This window comes from Polyangium sp. 6x1 (assembly GCF_029946515.1).
Classification (GTDB): Bacteria; Myxococcota_A; Polyangia; order Polyangiales; family Polyangiaceae; genus Polyangium.
The window spans coordinates 100,152-124,639 of record NZ_JARZHH010000012.1 but is presented as its reverse complement, the minus strand read 5'-3'; the positions used below and the strand labels follow the sequence as shown (position 1 = coordinate 124,639).

General features: G+C 69.5%; 15 protein-coding genes. 6 read left to right on the top strand and 9 right to left on the bottom strand.

The features are described 5' to 3' along the window. Positions 1-98: 98 nt before the first annotated feature. Genes QHF85_RS14640 through QHF85_RS14620 form a run of 5 tightly spaced genes read right to left on the bottom strand, consistent with a single transcriptional unit; the run spans position 99 to position 3,224 of the window. Complete coding sequence (locus QHF85_RS14640) at positions 99-542, bottom strand: AtaL-like protein (RefSeq protein ID WP_281327785.1); 444 nt, start codon at positions 540-542, stop codon at positions 99-101. 54 nt (positions 543-596) lie between these two features. Then, the gene (locus tag QHF85_RS14635; protein WP_281327784.1) at positions 597-1,214 is read right to left on the bottom strand and encodes a thiamine phosphate synthase; all 618 of its coding nucleotides are present in this window, start codon (positions 1,212-1,214) and stop codon (positions 597-599) included. A gap of 15 nt (positions 1,215-1,229) precedes the next feature. Further along, the gene (locus tag QHF85_RS14630) at positions 1,230-2,015 is read right to left on the bottom strand and encodes a thiazole synthase (RefSeq protein ID WP_281327783.1); all 786 of its coding nucleotides are present in this window, start codon (positions 2,013-2,015) and stop codon (positions 1,230-1,232) included. 2 nt (positions 2,016-2,017) lie between these two features. Further along, on the bottom strand, positions 2,018-2,215 hold the full coding sequence (gene thiS, locus QHF85_RS14625) for a sulfur carrier protein ThiS (RefSeq protein ID WP_281327782.1): 198 nt from the start codon (positions 2,213-2,215) through the stop codon (positions 2,018-2,020). Further along, positions 2,193-3,224 (bottom strand): FAD-dependent oxidoreductase, encoded by a 1,032-nt coding sequence (locus QHF85_RS14620; RefSeq protein WP_281327781.1) that lies wholly within the window; start codon positions 3,222-3,224, stop codon positions 2,193-2,195. Before QHF85_RS14620 ends, thiS begins: the two co-directional genes overlap by 23 nt. 105 nt (positions 3,225-3,329) lie before the next feature. Here QHF85_RS14620 and QHF85_RS14615 point away from each other — a divergent pair, with 105 nt between their 5' ends. Then, positions 3,330-4,229 carry a penicillin-binding transpeptidase domain-containing protein gene (locus tag QHF85_RS14615; RefSeq protein WP_281327780.1) on the top strand — a complete coding sequence of 300 codons (900 nt, stop codon included), beginning with the start codon at positions 3,330-3,332 and terminating at the stop codon, positions 4,227-4,229. A gap of 9 nt (positions 4,230-4,238) precedes the next feature. Here QHF85_RS14615 and QHF85_RS14610 read toward each other — a convergent pair whose 3' ends face one another. After that, positions 4,239-5,504, bottom strand: a complete 1,266-nt coding sequence (locus QHF85_RS14610) for a cytochrome P450 (protein WP_281327779.1) — start codon at positions 5,502-5,504, stop codon at positions 4,239-4,241. Between the two features lie 155 nt (positions 5,505-5,659). Between QHF85_RS14610 and QHF85_RS14605 the strand changes: the two genes are divergently transcribed. Beyond that, positions 5,660-7,234, top strand: coding sequence for a DUF1565 domain-containing protein (locus QHF85_RS14605; protein WP_281327778.1), 1,575 nt, complete (start codon positions 5,660-5,662; stop codon positions 7,232-7,234). Here the strand turns inward: QHF85_RS14605 and QHF85_RS14600 are convergent, their stop codons facing one another. Together QHF85_RS14600 and QHF85_RS14595 are read right to left on the bottom strand one after the other, a co-directional pair. Next, a complete protein-coding gene (locus QHF85_RS14600) occupies positions 7,235-12,238 on the bottom strand; it encodes a metallophosphoesterase (protein ID WP_281327777.1) in 5,004 nt (1,667 codons plus the stop codon). A 682-nt stretch (positions 12,239-12,920) separates the two neighbouring features. Continuing rightward, a complete protein-coding gene (locus tag QHF85_RS14595; protein WP_281327776.1) occupies positions 12,921-14,318 on the bottom strand; it encodes a protein kinase in 1,398 nt (465 codons plus the stop codon). Positions 14,319-14,670: 352 nt separating this feature from the next. Between QHF85_RS14595 and QHF85_RS14590 the strand changes: the two genes are divergently transcribed. The 4 genes from QHF85_RS14590 (at position 14,671) to QHF85_RS14575 (ending at position 22,527) form a co-directional block, all read left to right on the top strand. Then, on the top strand, positions 14,671-15,501 hold the full coding sequence (locus tag QHF85_RS14590; protein ID WP_281327775.1) for a hypothetical protein: 831 nt from the start codon (positions 14,671-14,673) through the stop codon (positions 15,499-15,501). Positions 15,502-15,596: 95 nt separating this feature from the next. Further along, positions 15,597-19,673 (top strand): protein kinase, encoded by a 4,077-nt coding sequence (locus QHF85_RS14585; RefSeq protein ID WP_281327774.1) that lies wholly within the window; start codon positions 15,597-15,599, stop codon positions 19,671-19,673. A gap of 579 nt (positions 19,674-20,252) precedes the next feature. Further along, positions 20,253-21,506, top strand: a complete 1,254-nt coding sequence (locus QHF85_RS14580) for a protein phosphatase 2C domain-containing protein (protein WP_281327773.1) — start codon at positions 20,253-20,255, stop codon at positions 21,504-21,506. Beyond that, the gene (locus tag QHF85_RS14575) at positions 21,475-22,527 is read left to right on the top strand and encodes a hypothetical protein (protein ID WP_281327772.1); all 1,053 of its coding nucleotides are present in this window, start codon (positions 21,475-21,477) and stop codon (positions 22,525-22,527) included. The genes QHF85_RS14580 and QHF85_RS14575 overlap by 32 nt, the downstream gene beginning before the upstream one ends. Positions 22,528-22,966: 439 nt before the next feature. On the opposite strand, the gene QHF85_RS14570 is transcribed toward QHF85_RS14575, so the two are convergent. Further along, entirely contained in the window at positions 22,967-24,475 is a 1,509-nt protein-coding gene (locus QHF85_RS14570) for an NAD(P)/FAD-dependent oxidoreductase (protein ID WP_281327771.1), read from the bottom strand. Between the last annotated feature and the right edge of the window lie 13 nt (positions 24,476-24,488).

The following is a 24,488-nucleotide window of genomic DNA, read 5'->3' as shown; positions in this document are numbered from 1 at the left end:
CCTCGGGCGGTCGCCGCGACGAGCGCACCATGGGGGGTCCGCGCTTCGGCGCGAGCCCTCGCTCCGGCACGCGTCGCGAGCGCGTGCGCGGTTCGCCGTCAGCTCATTCGAATCGTACCGTCGGCGACCATCCGCCGCACCGCCGCGAGCGTCGAGGCCACGGCTTTCGGGAGCAGGGATTCGAAGGCCCGCGCCTTCGCCTCGTCCTCGTCCGGCGTGCCGAACACGAAGCGGAGCACCAGGGTTCCGTCGGGCCGCTGGTCGATCACGTTGTCGACCCACCCCGGCGCGCCGGCGATCCGCTCGAAATGCACGCGTCTCTCGGGCTCGAACGTGACCCGCTCCCGGATCGACTCGCCTTCGAGCTCGATCTCGCGCAAAAGCCAGCCGTCGCCTCTCGCGAGGACCTCACATCGCTGCATGGCCGGGATGAACGGCAGCGCGTTCTCCGCCTTCAATTCGAGCCCCCGCCACAGCTCGGCCCGCGAGAGCGTCGGCTCGCCCGGCGCGTTCACCGGGACCTCGTACCTGATCTCTTTCATGATCCGCTCCTCTCGCGACGAGCGTAGCGCGGATCGGTGCCTTGCAAACCTCCGTCATTCGGAGGAAGCTGGCCACGTCGCCCGCGCGTCGAGCCAGGCCTTGCAGCGGGCCTCGGGATCGGGATTCGAGAGGACGTCCGAGATGACCGCAATGGAATCCGCCCCGGCGCGCGCCACGCCCTCGGCGCGCTCCAGCGTGATGCCCCCGATCGCGACGAGCGGCCGCCGCGCGATTCGCTTCCATTCGCCGATCCGATCGAGCCCCTGCGGCGCCCACGGCATGACCTTGAGCGTCGTCGGATACACCGGGCCGAGCGCCACGTACGCCGGATCGACCGTGAGCGCCGCGTCGAGCTCCTCGTGGCTGTGCGTCGAGACGCCGAGCTTGAGGCCGGCCCGCCGGATCGCCGCCACATCGGCCCCCGCGAGATCCTCCTGGCCGAGGTGCACCCATTCCGCGCCGAGGTCGATCGCGTCTTGCCAGAAATCGTTCACGACGAGCGTCGCCCCGCGCGCCCGGCATGTTTCGATGGACGCCGCGATCTCCGCCCTCCGCGCGGCCGCGTCTTGCCCCTTCACGCGGAGCTGTACGAATTGCAAGCCCAGCGGCAGCAGGCGATCGAGCCACCGGGCGCTGTCGACGATCAGGTAAAAACGATCCAGCACGAGCATCGGCATCTCCTCGGATCAGCCCGCGAACGGCGAAAAAGGCGCGCCGAACGTCGGCGTCGACGCGGTCGCGAGGTCCGTCGGCTCCATGAGCCCCGCCTCGTGCGCGCGCCGCCCCGCGCGGATGGCCTCGGCGAACGCCTCCGCCATGGCCGGCGGATTCCCCGCGGTCGCGACGGCCGTGTTGATCAGAATGGCGTCGTACCCCATCTCCATCGCCGCCGCCGCGTGGCTCGGCGCGCCGATCCCGGCGTCCACGACCAGCGTGATCCCGGGGAAATGTCTTCGCAAAAGGCGCAGCGCATACGGATTGTTGAGCCCGCGGCCCGTCCCGATCGGCGCGCCCCACGGCATGAGCACGCGGCAGCCGGCCTCGACGAGCTTCTCGGCGAGCACGAGATCCTCCGTCATGTAAGGAAAAACCTCGAATCCTTCCGCGACGAGCGCGCGCGTCGCGTCCACGAGCGCGAACGGATCGGGCTGGAGCGTCACGTCGTCGCCAATCACCTCGAGCTTGATCCACGGCGTCCCGAAGACCTCGCGTGCCATGCGCGCCGTCGTCACGGCCTCCCGCACGGAATGGCAGCCGGCCGTGTTCGGCAGAATCGCGACGCCGAGCGCCTTCACGAGCTCCCAGAACGCCTGCCCCGCCTTCGCGCCGGACGCGGATTCACGCCGGAGCGACACGGTCACGATCTGCGCGCCCGAGCGCGCCACGGCCTCCCCGAGCGCCTCGGGCGAGGGATACCGCGCCGTCCCGAGGAGGAGCCGGCTCTCGAACGTGCGCCCATAAAAATCAACCATGCTCATCCTCCCTGCATGGGCCGCAGCACCTCGACCGCGTCGCCGTCGGCGAGCTTCGTCTCGGCGCGGAGGGCCCGCGGCACGAACTCGCCATTGAGCGCGGTCGCGACCACCGAGACGTCGAACCCTCGGTCCTCGACCAGCGCGGCGAGATCGCTTGCCGCCGTATCGATCATTTCACCATTGAGCCGGATCCGCATGCATGACCTCGTTCGGGGGGACCTTACCGCGAAGAACGTCGACGATCCGCGCGGCGAGCGCCGGCGCGACGAGCCAGCCGTGGCGATACAATCCATTCACGGCGATCGTGCGCCCGGAGACCTCGATCCGCGGCGCGTTGTCGGGGAAGGCGGGCCGGAGCCCCGCATTGAGCTCCAGGATCTCCGCCTCGGCGAACGCGGGGTGGAGCGCATACGCCTGCGTGAGGAGCTCGCCGGCCGAGCGCAACGTGACGCGCGTCTCCTCGTCCGGATCGAGCGGCGCCGATTCGATGGTCGTCGCGCCGATCATGAAGACGCCGCCTTCGCGCGGGACCACATAGAGCGGATGGCGGTGGTGGAGCAGGCGCACGGGCCGCGCGAGCGAGACGTCCCGGCTCCGGACGAGGGCCATTTCCCCTTTGACCCCGCGCAACGTGGGAAACCGATCCCGGGCGCCGAGCCCGCGCGCGTCGACGATACGATCGGCCCGGAGAGACGCGGGATCCCCGGAAAACCCGAATTCGATGGGCACGCCCGCCTCGCGCAGCCACGTGAGCAGCGCGCGCAGCGTGCGGCGCGGGTCGAGGTGCCCCTCGTTCGGGAAAAAGAGGCCACGCCGGTAGCGGCCGGCAAGGGCGGGCTCGAGCGCGTCGAGGGCTCCTTCGTCGAGGCTCTGGTGATGGTGGGTCAGGCGCTCGAATCGGGTGAGCACGCCCGGCTCGCGCGGCGGAGCGACGACTAGGGTCCCGTTCGTCTCGACGCCCAGGACGAGCGACGGCCAGAGCGCGAGCGACCGCCGGCCAAGGGCGACGACGAGCGGCTCGGCGATCTCGGCCTCACAGTCGGGCGCAAGCATGCCGCCGGAGCGCCACGCGGCGCTCGCCGTGATATCGGCAGCGCGCTCGTGGACCGCGACCCGGAGCCCCGCGCGCACGAGCGTGACGGCGGCGACGAGCCCCATCACGCCGGCGCCGAGCACGGCGACGTCGAGCCGTCCGGAATCGACCATCGGGCTTCTCCTAGCCGCGTCGGTCGCTCCATGTCAACCATCGACGCGCCAGGCAAAAAGGTTCCTGACTGGAAATGCGCCGACCCGCGCCGGCGTTCGAGCGTCATGACCGCACGTTTGCGTTCCCTCGTCGCGGCCGCGCGCCGCGTCGCCGCGCCGCTCGTCCTTCTCGCCGCCGGCTGCACGCACAGCGCGGCGACGATGCCAGATCCGGGCGTGCCCCGAACGCCCAAGGGAGCCGCGTCCCGTTTCACCGGGCTCGTCGGCTGCTTCACCATGGTCGAGCTCGGCACCGGCGAGACGGTCGAGTACGGCGGCGACGAGTGCGACGTGCGCACCACGCCCGCCTCGACGTTCAAGATCCCAAACGCGCTCATCGCAGTCGACACGGACGTGGTGCAGGACGAGACCACCGTGTTTCGCTGGGACGGCAAGGAGCGATGGCGCGCGACGTGGAACCGGGATCATTCGCTCGCCACAGCGATGTGGCACTCGACGGTCTGGTATTTTCAGCGCATCGCCGAGCAAGTCGGCGAGCCTCGTTATCGCGCCTATCTCTCGGCATTCCGATACGGCAACGCCGATCCCTCGGGCGACGTGACGATGTTCTGGCTGAACGACACGCTCAAAATCTCGCCCCGCGAGGAGCGTCGTTTCCTCGCCGATCTCTACGGCAACAAGCTCCCGGTCTCGCCGCGCGCAACGACCGTCGTCAAGAAGACCCTCGAACTGCGCGGCGACGCCGTGGAGAACGTGCGCGACCGGCTTCCGTTCATCGACCAGATCCCTACGAGCGTGGTATTCAGCGGGAAGACGGGCAGCGCAGTGCCCGACGACGGCCCGCCGGGGCCGCTCAGCGCAATCGGCTGGTTCGTCGGGGCACTGGAGAAGGAAGGCCGCACATGGGTCTTCGCGTGCCGCATTCGATCGAGCGACGAGAAAAAGATCGGCCCGGAGGCCGCGAAGATCACCTACGAGATCCTGAAGGGCGAAGGGATGCTCTGACGAACGCACTCATCCCGGCGGATCCCAGGCGAGCTCCAGCGATTCGAGGCGGCGGGCGGTGGCGCTCGGGAAATAAGAGAGCTTCTGATCCGGGACGAGGCGGAGGCCCGGTAGGCGCTGGGTCAGGACCTCCAGCGCGATGCGGCCTTCCAGGCGCGCGAGCGGCGCGCCGATGCAATAATGGATTCCGTGCCCGAAGGCGAGGTGCGGCGCGGTCCGGCGGATGTCGAACCGGAGCGGATCTTCGAAGCGGTGCTCGTCGTGGTTCGCCGAGATGTAGGCGATTTGCAGACGATCGCCCTTTTTGATGTGGGCGCCGCCGAGCTCGACGTCCTCGAGTGCCGTGCGGTACATCGCGTGAATGGGGGAAGCGGTTCGCAGGACCTCCTCGACGATGGAGGGGAGGATTCCTGGGTCGTTTCGCGCGGCGGTGAAGAGCGCGGGGTCCCGGGCGAGCTCGAGGGCCGCGGCTGCGATGAGGCCGGCCGTGGTCTCGTAGCCGGCGAAGAGGATTTGCAGGAGCATGTTGACGAGCTCGGCCACGCCGAAGGGCGGATCCAGGGCCGCCGCGCCGGTGACGATGTCGGAGAGGGCGTCGTCGCGGGGGTTTTGCCGGCGGTCCTCGATTGCGTCGGCGAGGTAATGCTGGAAGGCGACGAAGCCACGGGCGTGCTCGACGAGGACCGGGAGTGGGTCTTGCCCGGCGAAGATCGCGGTGCTGTTCGTGGTCCAGCGATCGACCTGATCGAGGTGCTCGCGGGGCAGGCCGAGCAGGTCGACGATGAAGTTGCCCGGCAATGCGATGGCGAATGCGTGCACGAGCTCGACGTGGCCCTTCGCGATGAATCCATCCACGAGCCTCTCGGCGATGTCGCGGAGGATGGGCTCGAATGCGGCGAGGCGGCGGAGGGAGAGGGCCTTCGTGACGAGGGCGCGCCCGCGTGTGTGGATCGGGGGGTCGCTGTCGACGAGGCTCGGGAGGAGGGGAAACCCCTTCACGAGCTCGGCGAGGAGCTCTGGTGGGGGAGGCGTCGTCGCGGCCTTGGGCGTGATCGAGTCGAGGGACGAGAAGCGGGTGGCGTCCTTCGCGACGGCGTAGACGTCCTCGTACCGGGTCACGACCCAGAGGCCGAGCGGATCGCTCCAGAAGACGGGCTCGTCGCGGCGAGCGCGCGCATAAAAGGGCCGCGGATCGTCGAGCATGGGCGAGGCGAGCGGGAAGTGCTCCTTGCCGCAGGGGGATCCTCCGCGGTCTTTTGCACGGGATTCGGACATGAATGCCTCCGTGGCGCGGACGTATCGCCGCGCGTGGTCTCGTTGTATGCGGAGGCACTGAACCACGAGGGAGCGACGCCCGTCCAGAAAATGGGTATGCTCCGGCCTGCGTAATGCGGAAAGGCAAGGGCGGTGTGATGCATCGAGGTCTCTTGGTGGCGCTCCTCGGTATCGGGCTCCTGGCGTGCTCGTCGAATGAGACGGGCGCGAGCGGGAGCGGAAGCGGAGGCGGAAGCGGAAGCGGAGGCGGAAGCGGTGGCGGGAGCGGAGGCGGAGGCGGAAGCGGCGGCGGAGGTGGAAGCGGCGGCGGAGGTGGGGGCGGCGGCGGCGCCTGTGATCCGGCGGCGGGGACGTATTTCGTGTCGAATACGGGCAACGACGCGGACGCCGGCACATCGGACAAACCCTTCCAGCACATCCGCCACGCCGTGGACGTCGCCCAGCCGGGGGACACCGTGGTCGTCCGTCAAGGCACGTACGACGAGCTCGTCGTGTTCCCGCGCTCGGGCGCGCCCGGCGCTCCGATCACGGTACGCGCGGCCTGCGGCGAGCGGCCGATCCTCGACGGGACGGGCCTCGGGGGCGCGGGCGAGCCGGCGCTTGTTTCGATCGTCGATCAGGGGCACATCGTGGTCGAGGGGTTCGAGCTGCGCAATCTCACGGGAAAGGGCGGCTTCCCCGCGGGCATCTGGGTGCGCGGCGCCTCGCACGACGTCCTGATCCGCGACAACGTCATTCACGACATCAAGGCCGAGAACGGCGGCGACGGCGCGGGCGCGCACGGAATCGGGGTGTACGGGACGAAGACCACGCCGGCCGAGCGAATCTCGATCGTCGGCAATGAGCTCCGCGACCTCGTCCTCGGCTGGAGCGAGGCGCTCGTGGTGAACGGGAACGTGCGCGATTTCGAGGTGCGCGACAACCACGTGCACCACGTGAACAACATCGCGTTCGATTTCATCGGCTTCGAGAGCGACGTCTGCGGCGCCTGCTCCCAGGACGACGTGATCGACGCGGACGACGTGAACCGCGTCCGCAAAGGGCGCATCGTGGGCAACCTCGCGCACGACGTCACGAGCTTCGGCAATCCCGCCTATGGCAACGAGAAGGCCGCGGGATGCTTTTACGTGGACGGCGGGGCGGATCTGGTCCTCGAACGGAACACCGCGCACGATTGTGATCTCGGCGTGGAGCTCGCGAGCGAGTGGTTCGGCAAGTCGACGCAGGGGATCGTCGTGCGGAACAATTTCCTCCACGCGAACGACGTCACGTGCATCGCGACCGGCGGGTACAGCAGCGGCAACGGCGGCGGGGGCGGGGCCGCGAAGAACAACGTGATCGTCAACAACACGCTGTTCAATTGCTCGCGCGACGGCTGGGCCGACGCGGCGATCCTCTTGCAGAACCGCAATGTGGGCAACGTGTACCAGAACAACGTCGTGGTGGCGACGATGGGCACGAGCGTGGTGGTCGTCGCGGGGAGCGGTAACACGGGAAACGTGTTCGATTTCAACGTCTACTTCGGCGGGGACCTCGACGGGGCCTCGGGCGGCGCGAATTCGCTCACCGCGGACCCGAAGCTCGTGGATCCCGAGAACGGCGATCTGCACCTTTTGCCGGGATCACCCGCGAAGGACAAGGGGAGCGGCGCGCTCGACGTGGGCGAGGTGGACATCGACGGGGATGGCAGGAAAAACGGTCCGGTCGACATCGGCGCGGACGAGCTCTGATCAACCCCACCGCACCTCGTAATGGGCCCGCCTCTCGCCGGGTCTCTCCCCGGGCCAGGTGCACCAGGGCTCCCAGATGCCGCTGTCCTTGCGTAACGAGCGCGTATCCACGCGCATCCGCCCGAGATCCCGGGGGATCGTGATCAAATTGTAGAGCCGCGGCACCGACGCGGGGCGGTGGTCCGCGGGCGCGCCGAAGCTGCCCGCGCCGACGACGTGGATGCGTCGCGCCGGGTGCAAGTATCCCACGAGATCGGCGCGATCCTCGTGGACGTGCCCATGCAAGACGGCACGGACGTCGGCGCGGCGCAATCGTTCGAGGAAGGCGTCGTCCTCCATCTTCTCATTGCCCGTCACTGGGTGGTGGAAGACGGCGAGCCGCAGCACGTGGGCATGTTCGTCGAGATCCCCGCGCCGCCGCGCCTCCTCGACCTGCCGCTCCGCCTCGGCGAGGGCGCGGGAGAGCGCGCCGGGGTGAATGGCCGAGCGGTCGCGGTGGTATTCGTCGATCTCGAAAGCGGAGTTCAGGGCGAGGAACTGGATCCGCTCAGCGGGGAAGAGCAGCGCGAGCCCTTGATCCTCGGCGCCCATCGGGTACTCGCGCAGGCAGAGCGGGTGGTAGAGGTGGCGCGAGAAATGGCGGAATCGCTCGGGGTAACGCGCGTCGTCCCGCACGAGGTAGCCGCTCGCCTGCTCGACGAAGCTGCCGGGCGAAAGGCGCCTGGGATCGACGGCGCGCCGCTTCTTGAAATCGTAGACCTCGGTGTCCCAGTCGAGATCGTGGTTGCCGGGCACGACGACGCAGCGCTCGGCGGTGAGGCCCATGGCCTCGGCCAGGCGCGAGAGGAAATGGCGCGCGCCTTCGAGCTCGCCGGGGCTCGCGCGGTTCGAGAGGTCGCCGGAAATAACCACGAAATCGAGCTTTTCCAGGGCGAGCCCCTCCACGCGGTCGCGCAGATCCGTGAGCAAGGGCTGGAGCAGGGCCTCGGGATCGTCGCCCTCGTGGACGTGCAGGTCGCTGAGGTGCAGGATTCGAATGGGCGCGGGAGGTTTGTCCGAGGTGACGCGCGCGACGGCCATGGCCATTCGCGCGGCCTCGACGCTCTCCTCGCGGCGGCGCTCGGCCTCGCGCCGGAGGGCGAAGATCGGCGCGGCGAGCGCGTCCTTTCCTTCGGCCCGCGGGACGAGCGGGGTGCGGGCGTCGCATTCGGGGCAGCCGATGTCGGAATGACCGCCGACGAGGCGGCTCTTGACGGTGTCCTCGGGCAGGACGTACCCGCACGCGCAGCGGACGGAGGCGCGCTCGATGAAATGGACGCCGCGCTGCTTCAGGTGGTCCTCCAGGAAGCCCGCGAAGAGGCGGCGGACTTCGTCGGGTGTGTCCGGGGAGAACGCGACGTCGAGGCCCCCACGCGCCTTTCCGCCGGCCTGCGCGATGGATAGCCGGGACAGACCCTCGCCCGGGAGGCCGAAATCGGCGCGGCCGGGGCCGAGGCGCGCGGGGCCGAAGCGGCGGCCGAGGGCGAGCGCCGTGACGGCGGAGGCGTAGACCTCCGAGGCGGGGCGGCTCATTTCGTACCGAATGGCGGCCGGGGGGTTTGGGGGCGCAGCTCGGCTCGTCCGGGCGGAGCCCCCATCGTCGAACAGCGGCAGGGCGGCGGGATCGGCCGGATCCGCGGCGGGCGCAGGGGCCGGGAAGAGGGCGGGGAAGACGAGCAATCCCTCGTGGAGGAAACACGTGCCCTGTTCGAGGAGGAGCGCAATGACGCCGTCGAGGACGCCGAGCTCCTGGTCCTTGCGCAGGCGCTCGCCGGGCGGGATACGCGGGAATCGCGCGGCGGGGCCGAGCAGCGTGGCGATGTCGAGCGCGGGGACGCCGTGCGGATTGTCGCGGGCGAGGAGGATCAAGGAGCCGGCATATCGGGAAATTTGCTCGACTTCGAGGACGAGCGCGCGCGTTCCATCGGACAAACGAATGTCGGCGACGAGGCCCTGGCGGGCGAGCTGGGAGGCGACGGCGGGGATCGCCACCTGGAGCTCGGCGTCGGTCTCGTCCTGGGCGACGCTGGCCTCGAGCTCGAGGAGCGTGAGCACGGCGCGGCCGGCCTTGCGGGCGCGCTCGACGTGCGTGCGAATGCGCTCGAAGAGGACGGGGCGGCTCGTCGGGCCGAGCGAGGACCAATCGATCGCGCCGAGGATCGCATTCTTCAATTCGGAGACACCGCGGCCCGTGCGGGCGCTCGTGGGCACGTACGCGAGGGCGCCGGTGCGCGCGCGGAGGCGATCGCTCGCGGCGCGATCCTCGGGGGCGCGCTCGGGATCGTCGAGCTTGGTTCCGACGAGCAATCGGCGGGGGGCGCCCTCGTGCTCGCCTCCGTCGCCGAGGTGATCGTTCCAGGAGACGATTTCGTGTTCGGCGGCCTTGCCGCGGCCGGGCTCGAAGACGAGCAGGGCGATGGAGGTGTCCCGCAAGAAGAGGGGATGGACGAGGCGATATTCGTCCTGGCCGCCGAGATCCCAGACGACGAGCTCGCGGCGGTGGGTCCTCGGGACGGGCGCGCCGCGCGGCAGGCGCGCCTCGGCAATGGGCCAGAAGCGCATTCCGTGGGTGGAAGGTTGCTCCTCGTAACGATCCTCGGCGAGGCGGAGGGCGAGGCAGCTCTTTCCGGCGCGGCCCTCGCCGAGGAGGACGACCTTGGCCGTCGTGGTGTGGAGCGTGGTGGAGGAGGGGCCGCGTCCGCGGAGGGCGTCGATGTCGACGGAGAAGAGCGCGAGGTTGCCGGTTGGCGAGGGAATGGCGAGGACAGGCCCGGCGGGGGAGAAGGCGGCGCCCGCGAGGTAATTCGTGGCGGATCGCAATCGAGCGGCGGGCTCCCAGGTGTCCGTGCGCCAGAGCAGGACGAGGCCGTCGCGGGAGCGGGAGGCGAGGAGGCGGCCGTCGTGCGAGAAAGAGAGGGTCGTGACGGCGGTGGTATGGCCTTCGAGCTTGGCGAGGAAGGCGCCGTCATGAAGGCTCCAGACCGCGATGGTGCCGTCGTCGGCGGCGGAGGCGACGTGCGGCGCGCCGGGCCGGAACGCGAAATCGAGGACGGAGCCGCGGTGGAAATGGGCGGCGCGGGTAAAGCCATTTTGCGGCAAGGTGCCGGCCGGGATCGTGGAGATGGCGACGAATCCGTCGCCCTTGCCGCCGGAGACGAGGAATTCGCCGTCGGGCGAGAAAGCGAGGGCGAAGATGCCTTCGGGGCAAAAGCCGTGATCGAGGTGGCCGAGGGCGGAGAGCTCGTCGGCGTCGAGGAAGAGGACCTTTCCGTCGGGCTGGCCCACGGCGAGGATGTTTTCGGGGGACCACGCGAGGCTCGTGCCGGAGACCTCGTGCAACGTGCGGAGGCATTCGCCGTTCGAGATGTCCCAGATGGATAGGTTCGTCCCGGCACGCGTGGCCATGCGGCGCCCGTCGGGGGCGTAGCAGAGGTCCATCGCGTCGGAGCCGGCGCGCGCGACCCAGCGGTTCGATTGCGTGTCGGCGTCCCAGACGTGGATCTTGCCCCAGAATGAAAGGGCGGCGAAGGTGCCGCCGGCGGGCGAGAACCGGACCCGGGCGAGGGGGCCGCGCTCGATGGGCAGGGAACGCAGGAGGCTGAATTCGGAGGGGACGTCGGCGGAGGCGGGAGCGGGAGCGGCAACGCGCGAGGGAGCGGAGCCAGGCGCGGAGGCGGGACCGAGAGCGAGACCGCGTGTGGCTCCGGGGGCGCGTGCGGGGACGGGGGAGGGGGCGAATGCGGCGACGGAGGGGGCGATCGACGGCGGGGGAGGCGGGGCCGGGGGACCAGCTTCCTTTCGGGAAGGGAGTGGCTTGGCCGGGGGCTGCGCGATCGGCTTTGCTTCGGGCTCCGGAGCACATTCCGCGACGATTGGCAATTCGATCGCTTCGTCCGCCGCGAAATCGTCCTCCTCGGCGGAAAGCGTTTTGCGTCCGAGGGCGAACGTCCGCCGGATGGATTCGTCTCGTTCGAGGGGCAGCAGCGTGGGGAGGGGGACGAACATGGGCTCGTTCTGGTGCGAGAACGCGAGGGCCCGAGGCCACAGGGCGAGGCTCCCCTCCAGAGCCGCGTCTGCGAGCGTGATCAGACCGACGGCATAACCATGCGTGGAATCGGGGGCGATCGAGCCACCGAAGAAAGGAACCGTGAGAAGCGGCGCGTGGGGTTCTTCCACCAAGGGGGCTTTTCCACGGCTGCTTCCGGTGAGGTGCGCGGCGAAGCGACCGGGCGGGGCGATGATTTCGAGTCGCTTGTGAGCGCGGGGCGAGAGCCCGGAAGGCGGGTGGTGCGTGAGGAGAATGCAAGCGTCGTGGCGCCCGGCCCAGACATGGAGATCTCCTACCGCAGCCTCGATCTGGCGTGGATCGACGTCGAGAGCGCCATAAGCATCCTGTCCCGAGAGCTCGAGGAAGGCCGTGTTCAGGCCCGCGACACCATAACGGCGACCGTCTTTGGTGACCGTGGCTGCAAAATCGCCAGGGAGGAGGCCTGGGCGGAGGTCGAGATCGATGTCGCTGGGGTGCTCGCGGTGCCAGGACGCCATCCATTGCATGAACGGGGCGAACGCGGCCTCCACGGCGTGCCGCAGCGGGTGCTCGTCGTCGTGGAAGAACGCCTCTCGCCTCGCCTGCTCCGTTTCCCAGTTTGCCAGGTCCGGGGCGGCGGTCCTGGCGATGCGGACGAGGTCGTGGTTGCCGGGGACCGCGAGCAGGGCCGGCCGCAGGCCGAGCCGGGCGAGGAAGTCCTGGAGCGAGGCGAGGCCCTCCGTGACCACGGCGTACTCCCTCTCCGCGCCGCTCGCGGCGAGGTCGCCGGTGACGAGGATGAGATCGAGGGAGCCCACCCGGTCGTGGAGCCGGACGAGGTCCCGCTCGATCTCCTCGCGAAAGCGGGGCCTTTGCCAGAGGCTGAGGTGGGATCGGACGTGCAGATCCGTGAGGTGCAGCCAGCCGAGTCCGGCCATGTGGGGGGCTCCCGGGGGGTGTCGACCGGCGCCCATCGTATCCCCCGGCGCTCGCGTCCGGCAACGGCGGCGGGGGGTGCTAGGGTGGGTTTGTCTAGATGAACTGAAACGTAAAACGCATCATATAATAATTGTTGGTCATAGTACCATGTAAAGAAAAAGTTAATTTAAACACACGGCGCTACCAGTCTTTCGATGACTGGTTTGTCCAGATAAACTGAAGTACGGGTCACTTTTTGTGCTGTGCAATTGTATTGACAGCGGAATTTGTTGACTGTTGTCACTCTAACACCTTGCTACCAGTACTTTGGGGCCGTTTTTTCCTTATCCGCGAGGGGCCTGCGCGGGGGTTCGGAGGTCATCCGGGGCGTTTTCCGGTCTTTCGGGTCTTTTTGGCCGGTTTTTGTTCACGGGCGCGTCATGAATCGTCGCCAAAATGACGCGCCGCGTTGGTGCGCATTGTGTTTGTAAATCATAAAATATGGTTGGCATGTAAAACGTGTTTCCTGTAAAACAATAAACGCATGGCGGTTTGGTTTGTCATGGTTAAGCTTTGTGGTTGTGTAAAACGGAATGCGCGGCCATCGCGCCGGGTGACGCTGCAATGGTCGCGATGAGAGGAGTTGAATTGTGCGGGGAAAATCGAATCAACGAGGAGCAAGGCGCCCCTCGCTATCGCGTTTCAGGCCGCGCTGCGGCTGACGAGGACGAGCGGATCCGGGCCGGGCGCCGCTTCGAAGCCGCCGAGGCCGTCGAGCAGCTCCCACGTCGCGCATAGATTCAGCGTCTCCTCCGCCGAGGCCCAATCACCCGTGCGCGCGAGCGGGCCGCCGACGATTTCCGGATCCGCGTCGATTCGCTCCCGCACCACGACCTCGCCCGCATGCGCCGAGACATTCACGTGCACCCGCGGATCCGAGCCCGAACGCGACGCGAGCGCCGCATGCAAATCGAGCGCGAAATCGAGCGCCGCCTGCCGCTCGTCTTGCCACCGCGCAGGATCCCGCTGGAGCAGCCGCAAGCCGAGCACCTCCGCGCTCGTGCTCGTGCAGAGCGTGTAGCCCGCGCTGCGCATCCGATCCTCGGCGCTCGCCAGGATCCGTTCGATCTCGGCCGCGAAAAGATCCGGCGCGTCCTCGGCGTCCGCGCGAAGCCGTATCTCGATGAAGATGCCCACCGCGAAGCGCGGCAGCTGGTGCGACGACGAGCGCAGCGTGCCCGCCGAGGTCGCGTGGCGCAGCGCCCGCACGAGCGCGTGCACCGATTCGTAACGGCGCTCGGGCCGCTTTTCGAGGCACTTCAGCACCACCGCGTCGATCTCGCGCGAGACGGGGACACGCTCGCTCGGACGCGGCGCGGGCTCTTCCAGGTGCTTGCGCACGAGCTCGCCGGGGAACGAGGACTCGAACGGCAAACGGCCCGTGAGCAGGCGATACAGGAGCGCGCCGAGCGCATAGACGTCCGTGCGCGCGTCGACCGGCGCACAGAGCAGCTGCTCGGGCGCCATGATCGTGAGCGTGCCGATCTGCCGGTTCACCGACGTCAGGCCCGCGTTCGACGTGCCCGGATCCACGAGCTTCGCGATGCCGAAATCGAGGAGCTTCACGCCGCCGAGACCGCCCGTCGCCATCACGTTGCTCGCCTTGACGTCGCGATGAACGATGCCCGCCGCGTGCGCCGCTCCGAGCGCCGCGCACACGGGCTCGAGGATCTCGAGCGCCTCTTCGGGGCCGAGCCGGCCGCGCATCGAGAGCAAGACGTCGAGCGTGACGCCAGGCAGATACTCCATCACGAAGAACGGCGTTCCGCAGGAGAGCGCGCCGACTTCCTTGATCTCGACGATGTTCGGGTGGCGGATGCGCCGCAAGAGCTCCACCTCCCGGACAAACCGCTCGATCATCTTCGGCAGCGGCGCGAGCGTCGGATGCAGGACCTTGATCGCCACGGGCTCGGCGCGCCCCGCCGGATGCGCGCGGTACACCGAGCCACACCCGCCACGCGCGACGAGCCGGTCGATGACGTATCCCCCCACGGACGTCCCGACGGCAAGGGGGACGCCGTGATCCTCGTCGCCGTTCATCGCGCTTCCCCCAAGAAGCCCTGCTCGCCCCATCATGCCCTCCCCCGGTGGGATCGCGATCCCACGCCACGGGTATGACCCGAAATGCGCCGTTTCGGCAACCGATTTCCGCGCTATCCGTGCTCTCCGGAAGGCCGAATGATCGCCGCGACGCGTGATCGAATCAGGGTACGCACGGGCCCGATGGGGCCGCCCCCGATCCGCGGACCCTAGACCGCCATCAGGGCGATTCCCGACGGCCTCGTCGAGGGGTTCCCGTTCGCGGGACGCCCGTACTCCAAGTTCGTCGTGTCCTGTGCCGGCTCCGTGTTTCGCGCTATCGTGAGGGGAATCTCTGAGACGGGGGGGGTACATGTCTCGGAAATCAATGGTCGCATTTTTTCCGTTCGTGCTCGTGACGATCGTTCCGCTCATCGGTTGCGTGGGGGCGCCGGGAGATGAAGAGGGGGACGTGGGCCACGCGGCCCAACCAATAAACATTCTAAACTCGCTCGATCCGGCGGCGCTGACGGCGGGTGGGGACTTCGCCAAGGCGCCGCTCTCGGTCGACGCGATGCTGCCGGGGGCGCGCGCGGCTATCGAGGGGGCCTCGGAGCAGGGGAGGCTCGCGCGGCTCTTCCTCCAGTATGCCGTGGGGTGCGCGCTCGGGCGTGGGCAGGAGGTCGCGTTCTCCTGGACGGGCCTCGACGGCGCCGTCCACGACGAAGTGTTTCCGGGCGACGTGGGGCTCGCCCCGTCGTGGCGCGAGGCGCCGCTCGACGAGGTGGGTCAGCAGTGGGTGTCGGCGTGCATCGGCGCGCGCACGAATCGGTACAAGCAGCAAGTGATGATCTCGATGCGTGGATCGGAGGAGGCGCTTGCGGTGCGGGATGACGCCGAGCTCCATCGATTCACGTACGAGGAGGGGGCGTTCTGGGGCAACCTCTTCCTCGCGCAGCCCTATCTGCGCACCTGTTACGAGCCGAAGAACGTGGAGCGGGCCGTGGCGGCGATGCGTGATTGCGCGGCAGGCCTGCGCGGCCAGGGCGACGAGGGCTGCGGTATCATGGAGATCATGGGGCCCTGCGCGGACCAATGCGAGCCGCTCGGCGCGGACCTGTTCCATCCAGGCTGCGCCGCACCCGAATCTGGGGTTCCTTCCGCGGGGAAAACAGAGTATGTGATCACGGTTTTCCTCCCGTAGAGATGACGACGACACCACCGCCGCCACCGCCGGAGCCCGACGCAGCCATCCGCCAAGGACGGAAGGGATCGCGTTGCGCTTCGTGCGGGAGGCGGGTGGGGATCTCCGGGTGCCCGGAGCACGGTCGTTCACCGGAAGAAGATACGGCGCCCGAGCTCGCGTCCGAGCCCGAGGCGCCGCTGCCGGCGTTCCACGGATACCGCACCGAACGCATGCTCGGCCGCGGCGGGTTTGGCATGGTCTATGCGGCCGTGGCCACGGCGCCGCCAAACGCCGGGCGACGCGTGGCGATCAAGCTGGCCCGAGACGATCGGGCCGGCGCCGCGAAACGGCTCGCCCACGAGCTCGTGGCGCTGCGCCTCGTGGGCCCGCCCCACGTGCCCGCGGTGCTCGACGCAGGCATGCTCGTCTCGGGCTCCCGCTACATCGTGATGGAGCTCATCGAGGCGAGGACGCTCGCGGAGATCCTCGTCGAGCGCGGCGGGGCCCTGCCCCCGGCGGAGGCCTGCGCGATCACCCGCGCCCTGCTCGCGTCGCTGCGCGCCGTGCACGACGAGGGCCTGGTCCACCGCGACATCAAGCCCGAAAACGTCCTCGTCACGGAGCCGCCCGGCCGCGCGACCGTGCTCGACCTGGGCCTCGCCCGGCGCCAAGGGGTGATGCCGGCGGGCACGACCCCACCCGAGGAGGGCGCGATGGTCGGCACGATCGAATACATGGCCCCCGAGCAGTGCGAGGGGCGCGCCGAGCTCGACGCGCGCGCCGACGTGTATGCAGTGGGCGTGATCCTGTACGAGATGCTCGCCGGCCCCCCGCCATTCTGGGGGCCGCCCGCGGCGGTGCGCGAGGGGCACCTCTCCCGCAGGCCCGCGCGGCTCGAACGCGCAGCCGGGGCGCCGATCCCGGGGGCGCTCGAGGACATCGTGCTCCGTTGCCTGGAAAAGGATCCGGCCGCGCGATACGCGAACGCGACGGAGCTCGACGAGGCGCTCGCGAAGATCGCTTTCGGGACGGAGCCCGAGGTGCGGAGCTCCCCCGGGCTCGCCGGGGACCCCGCGACGAACGGGATGGGAAAACCCCAGGTCGCGGATCGGGGCGCGTCGGCCGACGCGCGATCGAGGTCGACCGACACGACGGCGACCGAGCGGCGCACGGTGGCGTTGCTGCACTTCACGTCGCAGCTCGATCCCATCGCGCTGCAGGGACGCATCGAGCCGATCGGCGGGCACGTGATGCGCGCAGCGAGCGGCCGGTACGTGGTGGCGTTCGGGCACGAGGCGGACGAAAACCCGGTGCGCCTGGCGATCCGCGCGGCGCAGGATCTCGTCGCGCGCGGGATCTGCGAGCGGGTGTGGATCGATCTCGCGAACGTGCTCGTGACGACGCGGCCCGACGGCTCGAAGCGCCTGCTCGCGCCGCACCTCGCCCGGATTGGGCAAGCGCCGCTGCCCGTGTCGACGGCGCCGATCCTGCTCTCGCCGGCGGCGCGCGGCGTGCTGACGGAGGCCGATCTCTCGGAGCTGCTCTCGCTGTTCGGGACGAAGGCCGTCGAGGAGAGCGAGCTCTCGGGCGCGGAGGATCCGACGACGCGGCTCGGGCACGTGGGGCCGCCGCTCGTCGGTCGGGACGATCTCCTGGAGACGCTCGCGCTCTCGGCGCTGCGCTCGGTCCGCGAGGGCGTGCCGTCGGTCGCGGTGATCGTCGGGGAGCCGGGGCACGGCAAGAGCCACCTGCGCAGGCTCCTGGTCGACCGGCTGCGGACGCTCGTGCCGCTCGGGGCGGTGGTGGACCTCCGCGCACCCGAGCCGATCGTCGGCGGCGGCGACAGCGTGCGCGACCTGCTCTCCGCGACGCTCGGTCTGCCCGCGTCGATGCCCGCGGAGGGGCGCAAGGCCGCGCTGCGGGAGCGGCTCGGCCCAGCGTCGAGCCCCGAGGCGGAGGCGGCGCTCGCGCTCGCCCTCGGCTGGGTGGGGCCGCCGCGCGGCGACGAGACCACGGATTTCCCGGGCCTGCGCGCCCTCGAAGCCGCGCCCTTCGCGCTCGGCGCGACCCTGCGCGTGGCCGGCGGCGAGGCCCTGCGGAGGCGCGCGGAGCGGACGCCGCTCTGCGTGGTGCTCGACGACGCGCAGTTCGCCGACGAGGCGACGCTCGGCATCCTGGAGCACGCGACGCTCGCCGAGGCGCGGGCGCCGATCTTCGTGTGCGCCCTCGGCCGCCCCGTGTTCAAGGAAAACCACCCGTCCTGGGCCGAGCGCGCCGCGCACCGGGACGTCCTCGATCTCGGGCCGCTCGATCCGCAGAGCGCAGCCTCGCTGGTGCGCGCCTTGCTCGCGCCGGCGGAGAACGTGCCGGAGCTCGCGGTGCGCCGGCTCGTGGAGCGGACGCAGGGGATCCCGCTCTTGCTCGTCGAGCTCGTGCGCGGGCTCAAGGGCGCCGGGATCGTGCGCCGGCACGAGGGCGGCCGCGGGTTTTACGTGGCGACGGACGAGCTCGATCGAGTGCCGGATCTGCCGCTCATCGAGTGGCTCGCGCACCGCGAGATCGACGCGCTCTCGCCAGCGGAGCGGGCCCACGCCAGGCTCGTGGCGACCGTCGGAGCCGAAGTCACGCCGGAGGAGATTTCAGGCATCCTGCGCGGGATCCTGCGCCGTCTCGATCAGAGCGGCGAGTCGAGCGAGTTCCCGCTCGACGCGCGGATCGGCATCGAGCGGCTGCTCAACACAGGCGTCCTTCGCAGGCAACGCCACGGCCGCGTCGGCTTCCGGCACGCGCTCGTCCGCGAGACGATCGCCCGAGGCGTCCCCGAAGCGCTGCGCCGCAAGATCCACCTGACGTGCGCCGAGTACTACCGCGACGCACCGGGGCCGCCGGAGGGCCCGCCCGAGGAGCAAAGGCTGCCGCAGCTCGCCTACCACGCGGCCTGCGCAGGGCTCTTCGACGTGGCGGAGGCGGCCTACATGGCCCTCGCCGAGGCGGCGCGTGCGAGGCACGCGTACGTCGACGCCGAACGCTTCTACACGCTGGCGCTGGAGCAGCAGGCAAGCACGGGGGCGCGGCGCGGCGGGGCGTACCGGGGCCGCGGGCTCATGCGCTACCGCGTGGGCCGCTACCACGACGCACTCGCAGACTTCGCCGAGTCCCGCGCAGCAGCGAGCGCGGCGAGCGACGAGATGGAGATCGTCGAGATCCTGCTCGACGAGGCAACAGCGCTCGACTGGATGGGCGAAAACGCAGCCTCCCGCGACAAGGTGCACGAGGCGCAGGCGCTCGTCGCAGGCCGAGCAACGCCGCTGCTCTCGGCGCGGATCCTGCTCGGAATCGGGCGCTCCCATTATCGCTTCTCGCTCAAGGAAGAGGCGCTCGGCGCCCTCACGCGCGCGGCATCCGAGGCAGCATCCCTCGGCGAGGAAGGCTACGAGACGCAAGTGATCGCCCTGCTCATGCTGGGCTACCTGGAGCAGGGCATCGGCCGGCACGCGGAGGCAGAGCGCGCGCTCGATCGAGCCGTGACATTGTGCGACGCCCACGGCGACGCGCTCCACCTCGCGGCGTCGATCAACACGCGCGGCGTCCTGCGCGGCTTCCAGGGAGATCGGCAGCGAATGATCTCGGACCTCGAGCGAGTCATCTCGCTCGGCCGCGAGCTAGGGCAGGACTACATCGAGTGGACCGGCCACTTCAACCTGGGCGAGTGCCTGTACCTGATGGCCGAGCTCGAAGCCGCCGAGCCCCACGTGGCCCAAGCGCGCGCCATCGACGAGCGGCACACGGGCGGCGAGCCCCGCCCAGCAAGCATCCTCCTCCAAGCGCGAATGCTGCTCTACCGAGGCGACATCGAGAACGCACGCGCCCTCGCCGCGCGAGCCCGCGGCGGGACATCCACGCCGCTCACAGTTCCGTCCGACGACGTACTTTGCTCGATGATCGAGCTCGCAGCCGAGGACGCGACCGAAGAGGCATGGGAAGCGCTGGAAGCCCGCTCGGAGCGATACTCGATCGGCCAGGAACGCATCGAAGTCGTCGAGACGCGCGGCCTGTCAGCCCTCCGGCGAGGAAGGCGGCGCGAAGCAGCACGTCACCTCGAACGCGCACTCGCCCTGTCACGGCAGATCCCAAACGTGATCGGCAAACGGTTGGCGCGGCACCTCGCTGACGCGATCCGCGACGATTGAGGCGCCGCGCCGGGGCTCTGCCCCGGGCCCCGCGGGGGCTATCCGCCCCTCGACCCGGACCAGGGCCAGCCCTGGACCTCTGGGCATCGACTGCGCGAAGCGCAGTCGATGCGGGGAAATTTTTAAAGCTGTCCGCCCCCTCTTTGCAGGGCCAGCCCTGGATCTCAGGGGGATAACGCTGTCCGCCCCCTCTTTGCAGGGCCAGCCCTGGACCTCAGGGGGAAGAACTGCGCGACGCGCAGTTCTTCCCACAGGCCGTTGGTACAACGTCGCCAGCTGAACCGTCGGCGCTGCTGTCTTGGTTGGCAGGGTCGCCCGTGGTCTTGACCCGGCTGTTCGATGAACTGCGCATCGCGCAGTTCATCGACCCCGAGTCCAGCGCTTGCGCTGGTCCAGGTCCAGGAGCGGACAGCTCCTGGTGGGGCCTGGGGCAACGCCCCAGCGAGGCGCGCCATCGAGCAACAGCACGGGGCGCGCTCGCTCCGCGGGGGCTGGTTTTTCCACCCAACCTCTGGGCGGTTCGTAGTAGAAAAACCGAGGGGGCGTCCAGTACGTCGCGCCGCCCGGGGATCTCCGCCCATGCAGCTTTGGACCGCGATCGCACTCGCCCTCGGTGTCGTCCTCGTCGGAGCCGCAGGTTTCCAGCTCACGCGGCCCAAAGCCTTGCCCTCGGGGGGCAAGGGCGAAGGGAAAGGGGACGGGGGCAAGGCCGACGACGCGCCCGACGTGCCCGCGAGCGCCCGTGCGAGCAAGCCTGTGCCGGAGCGCGCGAGCAAGCCTGCGCCGGAGCGCACGAGCAAGCCTGCGTCTGAGCGCGCGAGCAGGCCTGCGCCCGAGCGGACGTCCTCGGACAAACTCCTGCCGAAGCTCGCGGAGCCGAACGAGGACGAGGACGACAGCGAGCTGACCGTCATCACGTTGAGCCCGAAAATGCCGCGGCTCTCGGACATCTCGAACGACGACGAGCGCGAGGAAGAGGAGCACCCGGATGCGCCGGCGAAGGCCATCGTCGTGGACGACGACGCGGCCGCGGACGAGCCGACGCGCGCTTCGCCCTTCATCCTCGTGAGCGCCGCGGGGCAGACGGACAAGGGGCAGAAGCGCAAGAACAACGAGGACAGCTACGTCGTCGTCGACGAGCACGGCCTGTTCGTGGTGGCCGACGGCATGGGCGGGTACGCGGGCGGCGAGATCGCCAGCGCGCTCACGGTCGAGGTGATCGAGAAGGCGTTCAAGACGCAGAAGTTCGAGGGCCCGGCCTACGACAACGTGCCGCGGCGGGGCAGCGAGCTCGCGCGCAGCATCCAGATGGCGAACAAGTCCGTCTTCGAGAAGGCCGCCGGTGACCCGATGCTGAAGGGCATGGGCACGACGGTGGTGGCCGCGCGCTTCTCACTGAACAAGCAGCGCCTCTATCTTGGGCACGTGGGTGACAGCCGCTGCTATCGGCTGCGCGAGGGGAAGCTCGAGCAGATCACCACAGATCACACGATGGCCGCGCTCGGCTTCACCGGCCCCGCTTTTGCACATCGCCTGAACCGCGCGGTGGGCACGCAGCCGTCCGTGGAGATCGATCTCATCATCGGACGCCCGCGCCCCGACGATACCTACCTGCTCTGCTCCGACGGCCTTTCGAAGATGGTGCCCGACGAGGAACTGCGGCAGATCCTGGTCGAAACCAAGCACCCGCAGCAGGCCATCGACAAGCTGATCGCCCGCGCCAACGAGAAGGGCGGGCACGACAACATCACGGCGATCCTGGTCTGCGTGAAGTCGCCCGCGGAGTACATTCGATCGCTGCGTGAAGCTCCGGCGGCCGAGCAAGCAAACTGAGTCGATCGTCGCCCGATGGGCGCTCGCCGTGTTCGGCGCGCTCTCCATCGGAGCGACGACGCTCGTGGCCGTGGGTGATTTCAGCGAACCCGCGCTGAAGGGCGCCGCGCACCTGCCCGCGTTCCCCTCCGCCCGACCCCCGGAGCCGCCAAACCCCACGCCAGAGGCGCGCGTGGAGCCCCAAGCGCGCGCCGATCGCGATCTCTCGCGGGACGGCTATACGCTCGTCTCCGCAGGCGCACTTTTCGTCCCGTCGTCGTTCGCATCCGCCGACGGCACGTTCGACCTGCTGATTCATTTCCACGGCAACGCCGAGCTCGTCGCCGAGAGCGTGGCCGCAGCAGGTCTGTCCGCGCTCGTGCTCGTGGTGAACGTCGGCGTGGGCTCGGGCGCATACGACACGCGTTATGGGCCGCCCGGGATGCTCGATTTCGACGTGGCGCGGGTCGTCGAGACCGCAGCCGCGCGCGGCCTGCGCGGAGCACGGCTCGGGCGACTCGCCCTCGCAGCATGGAGCGCGGGATACGGAGCGATCGGCCGAATCCTCGCGCGCGACGAAGCCGTCTCGCGGGTGTCAGCCGTGCTGCTCTGCGACGCACTCCACTCGAACTTCGTGGACAAAGGCAGCCGCGAGGTCGACATGGATCGCATCGCGCCGTTCGTGCATTTCGCGCAGAAAGCCGCCGCCGGCGAGAAGCTCTTCGTGATGACGCACTCGGAAGTCGGCGAGTTCCGCTACGCAACCACGACCGAGACCTCGAACGCGATCCTCCGCGCCCTCGGGATCGAACGATCCCGTACGATCGACTGGCCCGATCGCCCAAGCTTCCCCCTGGCGCGCACCGTCATGTCAACCGAACGCTGGCTCGAGCAACGCAGCAAGGCCCAGCGAGGAGATCTACACATCGCAGGCTATCGCGGCTTCAAAGAGGACGACCACATCGCGCACCTCGCGCAGATGTCGTCGACCGTGCTGCCAGCGCTCGTCGCGTACTGGAAGCGTGGCGCCGCTGGCCCGTGAGCATGGGTCTCAGCTGGGAGGCGCCGCGCCGGGGCGCCGCCCCGGGCCCCGCGGGGGCTGTTCGCCCCTCGACCCGAACCAGGGCCAGCCCTGGACCTCTGGGCATCGACTGCGCGAAGCGCAGTCGATGCGGGGAAGGTTTTTTAAGCTGTCCGCCCCCCCTCTTTGCAGGGCCAGCCCTGGACCCTTTGGGGAAGAACTGCGCAACGCGCAGTTCTTCCCACAGGCCGTTGGTGGTACTGCGTTGCCCGTTGAACCGTCAGCGCTGCTGTCTTGGCTGGCAAGGTCATCGCTGGTCTTGACCTGGCTGTTCGATGAACTGCGCATCGCGCAGTTCATCGACCCCGAGTCCAGCGCTTGCGCTGGTCCGGGTGCAGGGGCGGACAGCCCCTGCTGGGGCCTGGGGCAAAGCCCCAGCGCAGCGCCTCCCCGTTGCGTTTCACCCCTCGTCTCGAAGCGCCGCTTCCGCTGCGTTTTTGCCGCAGGCGCCGTGCACGCCTGCGCCTGGGTGCGTGTACGAGGAGCCGAGGTAGAGCGCGCGGATCGGCGTGCGATAGCGGAAGTGCGGGAACGTGGGGCGGAAGAAGAGCTGGTGCTGGATCTGTGCCGAGCCGCCGCCGAGATCGCCTCCGATGAGGTTCTCGTCCATCGCTTCGAGGTCTGGCGGCGTGACGATCGCGCGCGCGAGGATGCGCTGCTTGAAGCCTGGTGCGAGCTCCTCGATGCGCGACTCGATTCGATCGGCGAAGGATTGCTTCACGCGCTCCCAGCCGCCCGGCAACGTGGAAGGCACGCGCGAATAGGCCCAGAGCGTGTGTTTGCCGGCGGGCGCGCGTGTGGGATCGGCGAGGGTTTGCTGACCGATGACGAGGTATGGATCCTGGGGCAGATCGCCGCGGCGCACTTCGGCTGTGAAGCGCGCGAGATCGTCGAGGCTGTCGCCTGTGTGCACGACGGCGGAGCGTGCTGCGTCCTCGCTCGACCATGGCACCGGGCCCGAGAGCGCCCAGTCCATCTTGAATGTGCCGAAGCCGTGCTTGAAGCGACGCATCGACTCTGCGAGGGGCGTGGGCACGAGGTCGGGAGCGAGCAGGCGCAGATAGAGTGCGGGTGCCGAGGTGTCGGCGATGATCGCGCGATCGGCTTCGATCTCCTCGCCTTGTTCGGTCACGACGGCTGCGGCGCGGCCTTCGCGCACCACGATGCGCTTCACGCGCGTGCTCGTTCGCACCACGCCGCCGAGGTCGGCGAGTCGCTTCAGCAAGGCTCGCGTGATCGAGGCTGCGCCGCCTTCGGGGATCGCGAATCCGCCGCTCGACGCGAGCATCGCCAGCATGAAGCCCACGATGGCGCCGCAGGGATCGTCCGGGCCGACGTCGGTATGCAGCGCGAGCGCGGGGATGATGCGGCGCGCGGGTTCGGTCCGGAACGTCCGCTCTGCGTAGCCGCGGCCGCTCGATGCTGCCACGGCTGCGAGCCGCAGCAGGTTCGTCGGGCCGAAGCGGAGCATGGGCCCGACGGCTGGCAGCGTGGAGAGCAGCGCAGAGAGCAGCTCGTCCCGCGTCCGCGCGTGCCAGCGCGCGAGGTGTTCCCATGCGGGTCCGTCCTCGCCGAGGCTTTGCTTGCTTGCTTCGAGGTCGCGCCCGATCGCCGCGCATGTGCCGTCCTTGGCGGGGTGGGCGCTGTCGAGGGGCGCGTGGCGCCAGACGAGGCCGGCTTCGTCGAGGTCGAGCGGCAGCAGGGCGGGGCTCGTGGGGCCGAAGGGGAAGAAGGCGGCGCCGAGGTCGTGGTGGAAGCCGGGGAGCGTGCTCTCTGCGGTCCAGACGGCGCCGCCGGGCCGGTTTTGGGCTTCCAGCACGAGCACGGACCACCCGGCCTGGGCGAGGTAGTTGGCGGCGACGAGCCCGTTTGGACCTGCGCCGATCACGATCGCGTCGGGGGTGATCATGGAGATTTCTGTA

Bases quoted from the DNA above. Each gene is read 5' to 3' on its own strand.
- QHF85_RS14640 (WP_281327785.1), bottom strand. From the start codon at position 542: ATGAAAGAGATCAGGTACGAGGTCCCGGTGAACGCGCCGGGCGAGCCG.
- QHF85_RS14635 (WP_281327784.1), bottom strand. From the start codon at position 1,214: ATGCTCGTGCTGGATCGTTTTTACCTGATCGTCGACAGCGCCCGGTGG.
- QHF85_RS14630 (WP_281327783.1), bottom strand. From the start codon at position 2,015: ATGGTTGATTTTTATGGGCGCACGTTCGAGAGCCGGCTCCTCCTCGGG.
- thiS (WP_281327782.1), bottom strand. From the start codon at position 2,215: ATGCGGATCCGGCTCAATGGTGAAATGATCGATACGGCGGCAAGCGAT.
- QHF85_RS14620 (WP_281327781.1), bottom strand. From the start codon at position 3,224: ATGGTCGATTCCGGACGGCTCGACGTCGCCGTGCTCGGCGCCGGCGTG.
- QHF85_RS14615 (WP_281327780.1), top strand. From the start codon at position 3,330: ATGACCGCACGTTTGCGTTCCCTCGTCGCGGCCGCGCGCCGCGTCGCC.
- QHF85_RS14610 (WP_281327779.1), bottom strand. From the start codon at position 5,504: ATGTCCGAATCCCGTGCAAAAGACCGCGGAGGATCCCCCTGCGGCAAG.
- QHF85_RS14600 (WP_281327777.1), bottom strand. From the start codon at position 12,238: ATGGCCGGACTCGGCTGGCTGCACCTCACGGATCTGCACGTCCGATCC.
- QHF85_RS14595 (WP_281327776.1), bottom strand. From the start codon at position 14,318: ATGAACGGCGACGAGGATCACGGCGTCCCCCTTGCCGTCGGGACGTCC.
- QHF85_RS14590 (WP_281327775.1), top strand. From the start codon at position 14,671: ATGTCTCGGAAATCAATGGTCGCATTTTTTCCGTTCGTGCTCGTGACG.
- QHF85_RS14580 (WP_281327773.1), top strand. From the start codon at position 20,253: ATGCAGCTTTGGACCGCGATCGCACTCGCCCTCGGTGTCGTCCTCGTC.
- QHF85_RS14570 (WP_281327771.1), bottom strand. From the start codon at position 24,475: ATGATCACCCCCGACGCGATCGTGATCGGCGCAGGTCCAAACGGGCTC.